2 protein-coding genes are annotated in these 2,572 nt (G+C 63.6%); both read right to left on the bottom strand.

Annotation, left to right across the window (positions count from 1 at the left end):
- Positions 1–232, bottom strand: a 232-nt coding sequence (locus HY699_09860) for a hypothetical protein (protein ID MBI4516103.1), incomplete at its 3' end; no start/stop codon positions are given.
- A 170-nt stretch (positions 233–402) separates the two neighbouring features.
- Entirely contained in the window at positions 403–2,340 is a 1,938-nt protein-coding gene (locus HY699_09855; protein MBI4516102.1) for a hypothetical protein, read from the bottom strand.
- Between the last annotated feature and the right edge of the window lie 232 nt (positions 2,341–2,572).

Raw genomic sequence — 2,572 nt, 5'->3', positions numbered from 1 at the left:
CCGTGACGTCCACACCGTAGGAGCCGTCGCTCCCGGTAGTAGTGGTCTTTTTCTCGCCCGAGCCGCAGAAGACGGTGACCGCCGCATTGACAATGGGCGCGCCGGTGGCGGCAGTGCCCTGCATCACTCTCGGAATGAACCCGGCAGGTCCGGGACTGCCGCCGCCACCGCCGCAGGCGGCAAGCGCAATGACCAAGAACGCCGATGCTCTTCCAAAGGTCAAGCCAGACATAGGCCGCATCTCTATTCTCCCTGGATAGCAGACAGCGCAGCGGTCTGCAAAGCAGGTTCAATAGTAGGATTCACGTACCCTCTTGCCTATCCCACGTTCATGTGAGTTTCGGATATGCGCATCCCATAATGGGTGACTGAACCACCCGCCCATCCCACGCGGGACGATTTTTAATACTTCCAGCTCGAGAGAATCTGCATGTCACTGTGAGTTCGCGATCCAAGCTGCACGAACTGATACCCGCCGGTTGCGCCGCTGGCTGCAGTCAGTCCCGCTCCGCCGTTGGTCAGCGTGGCGGTGCTGGCGCCGGGAGCGACGTCTTGCTTGTCCTGCAATACGGCGCTCGCCGAGTCGGTCTTGATCTGCACCAGAACATTCGTCACCGGCGGCGTATTGGCCTGCGGAACCCAGGCGACGGTGAAATTGCCGCCGCCGAATGATTGCGAACTCCCCCCTACCATCGACGCCTGCGTCGCGTCCGAGAGCACATTCCAGCCCACGCTGCCCATTTCCTGGCGCGTCGGCGGCCGACCGCGCAGGCGCTCGACGAAGGTGATAAGCGTGCCATCGGTCCGATGCACTTCGAAAGTGTAAGCGGCCATCGGCTGCATGGTCGAAACAATTTCGCCGTCCGACACCGCAGCCGGTGCGAAGTCAGGCGCGCTGCCAAACGAACCTGCGTTCGGATCGGATGCGCCACTCGCCACTGCCCTGCTCGCCAGTTTCAGATAGCTCGTGCAAGGTTGAGTTGCGGCCAACGGCGCCGGCGGCGGACTGGCAGCGAGAACGAACGATTCGCCGCAGCCGGCTGGCCCAGGGCGCAGGATCTGGCCGGCACTCGGCAGCCCGGGACCTTTCACCAGCACGTAGCTCACCCCGGTCGCAGTCCCCGGCGTTGCGTCGTTCGCGCCTCCCGCAGCGGAATCGAAATACAGGTTGAGACCGCTCGTGTATGCGCTTGGCGTGGCGTCCGCCCGCGGCAACTGAATGCGCCGCTCGGCCACTCCGTTAACGTACATGAAGTACGGCCGCTGGTTGCCACGCAGCTTCCAGGTGTTGCCGGTTGCAGCGGAATTCTCCCTGACGCTGCGCCAGGAAATCACGACGCCGTCGGTGCGCGCTGCGCTCAAAGCCACCAGCGCCCGCTGCGAGGTGAAGAGACGCAGTACATCCACTTTGTTGAACTTGGCTCCGTCCATCTTCGGATCGGCAAGCAAGGGGTCGAACTCCTGCGCGCCCGTCTTGCCGTCGTTCAGGTAATCGCTCGCGGCAAGATCGGCGCAGGCCGAGGCCGGGGCGGCGAAAGTACCGCGCTGCGCCGCCGGAAGCGCGAAGCAGGCGTTCAAGGCTGCGCGCAGCGAAGTTTCGACGGGGGCGCTGCCCGGAGTCGGCGGGGGACCGAATGGATCGTTGAGCGCGTCTCGTGCGGGGTCGATCGCGCGCAGATCGTCGGCGCTGCCCGTCATTTGCGCGCTAAGTGCAGTCTTGTAATTGCTCCTGTTGAAGACGATCTGGGAACCCGCGGGTACGTCCGGCGCAGCGCTTCCGTTCGCTATGGCGGCCATGTCGTCGATCTTAGCCGCTGAGATGTTGGTCATCGCGATGCCCGCCGGCGTCACCTCGATCTTGACGTTGTCCAGCACCCGATCCCAGCCGGTCCCGTTCGCATAGAACGAAGTGCTCAACGGGTCGAATAGCTCCGAGGCAACGCCGGCCGCGGTCATCACGTTCGCAAGCGCAGTCGTCATCGCCGTCTTGGCATCTGAAACGGCACTCGAAGTGATGCCGGATTTCTCGCTCGCGAAATCGGCGACCAGGTCGAATGGATTGCCGGTACTCGCCACCAGCGCGGCAATAGCGTGGGTGACCGGATTGATGTTGGTCAGAAGGAAAGATGGGCCGACGGCCGGATTCAGCGAGATCAGCGTATCCTGCGTAGCACCCGTGGTTCCGGATACCGCGGCCACATAGGGTCCGGTGCATCCCGTGATATCGACGGAATACCAGCCGACGCCATCGGTAGTCGCCGTTCGGGTACCCCCTGTCGCGCACAGGACGTTGACCGTTGCCCCGCTAAGCGGCATTCCCGACGCGGCGACACCGCTCATCGCCGGGGCTGCGGGTATCGTAGTGGTGGTGGTCGTCGTGCCGCTCGGACCACCCGTGCCGACCGCAGGAACGGTATCGGTGGTATCGCCCGGGGTGGGGGTAGCTACGGCGACCGAATTGCTCGAACCCCCAACCGCCCCACATGCAGAGAGCAACAGACACGCCAGAGATACGTAGATACCCCTCACGGTCCCCCCCTTTTATCGACGACTGCTTCGCAGAGAGTGGCTG

Source organism: Deltaproteobacteria bacterium, from assembly GCA_016210005.1.
Lineage (GTDB): Bacteria > Desulfobacterota > Binatia > HRBIN30 > JACQVA1 > JACQVA1.
This window is presented reverse-complemented; position numbering and strand designations above follow the sequence as displayed.